Below are 2,264 nucleotides of genomic sequence, written 5' to 3'. Positions count from 1 at the left end.
CGCAACTGCCGAAAGTCTTCGCGACTTTCGCTACGGCCACACTGCTGCAGGATCAGCGTCGCTCTCGCATCCACGATCAAACATGATGCCCGCTAACGGCTTGGAAAGCCGTGCGACAATAGGTGGCCGATGCGAAATGCTGGCGGTGACAGCCAAAAACTGTCCGTTTTGACTCGCTTGCTTATCATTTCACCTTGCCTGTGCGAATTGCTCTACAATGAGGTGCGATGCAGCGTTCATGCTGGACGATTTCCCACCTTAGCTCCCCCGCCGAGATAGTTCGTATGATCGACCTCAAAAGTCGATGTGATTTCGCCTCTTTGTTGCTTGCCGTCGCATGCATGTTGACTTGCTCGTCGACATGGGCCGTTGACGTCACGCCCGAAACGGTCGATTTCAATCGAGATGTCAGACCGATCTTGGCGGAGAACTGCTACGCTTGCCATGGTTTTGACGAGGCCGCGCGTGAGGCGGACTTGCGACTCGATACGTTTGCGGGTGCGATCGGAGACGATGGTGGCATCTCGGCAATCGTGCCAGGCAAGCCGGATGAAAGCGAGCTCGTCTCTCGCGTTCTCTCTGACGATGCAGACGACATCATGCCGCCCGAGGATTCGGGAAAGCAACTCACGTCCGCTCAAAAAGAGACACTTCGTCGCTGGGTCGAGCAAGGTGCAAAGTATGATGCCCACTGGGCGTTTGTACCGCCGCAACGCACGAGTCCCCCTGATGTGAACGGGATTGAAGTGAACGGGGCGTCTCATCCGATCGATCGGTTCATCCAAGCACGATTGGCACGCGAAGGATTGAGTCCTTCGCCACGTGCCGACAACGCCACCCTAGTCCGGCGACTTAGTTTGGATCTGATTGGTTTGCCTCCTACGCCCCAGGAAATTGATGCGTTCCAGTCTGCCGCAGCGGAGAATGCAGCGGAAGCCTATCGTGATCTGGTCGAGCGATTGCTGGCCAGTCCGCACTATGGCGAACGATGGGGACTGTGGTGGCTCGACCAAGCCCGTTACGCCGACAGCAACGGTTACTCGATCGATGGACCGAGATCGATATGGAAGTATCGGGATTGGGTTGTCGATGCGTTGAACAACGACATGCCCTTTGACACTTTCACGATCCAGCAATTGGCGGGCGATCTTTTGCCCGAAGCAAGCGAAAGTCAGAAAGTGGCAACGGGATTTCACCGCAATACTCAAATCAATCAGGAAGGCGGAATCGACAAAGAGCAATTCCGCATCGACAGCGTGTTCGACCGCGTGGCAACCACGGGTACGGTGTGGTTGGGGCTGACAATTGGCTGTGCGCAGTGCCATGATCATAAGTTCGACCCGATCACCCAAGTTGAATACTATCGCATGTTCGCATTCCTGAATGATCAGGACGAACCGTCGATGAAGGTCTACGGCAGCGACGCTGAAAACCTTGCTGCTCATTGGGATGTCGCGAAAAAAGACTTGTCCGGCTATCTAGCCGATCATGCCGAGGAAATCGACCAATGGACGGCCAGTGTTTCCGAAGCGTCGAAAAAGGATCTCGCCGCTGATGTTCGAAAGGCTTTGGATACGAAACCGAACAAGCGAAGTCTCGACCAAAATCGGATCTTGTTGGCTGCGGCACGAAAGGCACGTGGGAACGAAACTAGCGACGAGCGTTTTGACCAATTGACGGCGAAATACACGTCGGCCGACGAAGCGATGAAGCGAGTCCCCACGACGTTGGTAATGCAAGAACGCCGGACTCCACGCTCCACTCACGTGCTTGTCAAAGGAGACTTCACGCGGCCTGACGCCGAGGTGTCGCCGGGAGTTCCCGCGATCCTGCACCCGCTCGAAAGTGCGTCCGAACGACCGAATCGACTGGATTTGGCATATTGGATCACCAGTCCCCAAAATCCGCTGACAGCTCGCGTGATTATCAACCGCGTTTGGCAACACTATTTTGGTCGAGGTTTATGTGAGATCGAAAATGACTTCGGACTGCAAGGCTCGCTGCCTTCGCACCCTGAGTTGCTGGATTGGTTGGCGGTCGAATTTGTCAATCAGGGATGGAGTTTAAAAGAAATGCATCGCCAAATCGTCAGCTCCCATGCTTATCAACAGACGTCGCGAATAAATCCGGATTTGCAAGCGAAAGATCCCGAAAACTACCTGCTAGGCCGGCAGCGACGTTTAAGGTTGGATGCCGAGATCATCCGCGATGTATCGCTGAGCGCCAGCGGACTGTTGTCGCCAAAGCTCGGTGGCCCGCCCGTG

General features: G+C 55.1%; 1 protein-coding gene. It reads left to right on the top strand.

The genetic code is table 11. The features are described 5' to 3' along the window. Positions 1-284 precede the first annotated feature (284 nt). On the top strand, positions 285-2,264 hold a 1,980-nt coding region (locus tag ABX962_RS34960), incomplete at its 3' end, for a PSD1 and planctomycete cytochrome C domain-containing protein (protein WP_372726281.1).

It is taken from the genome of Novipirellula sp. (assembly GCF_041583735.1).
GTDB lineage: Bacteria > Planctomycetota > Planctomycetia > Pirellulales > Pirellulaceae > Novipirellula.
Note: the sequence above shows the minus strand (reverse complement) of the source record. Positions and strands in the feature narration are given on the sequence as shown.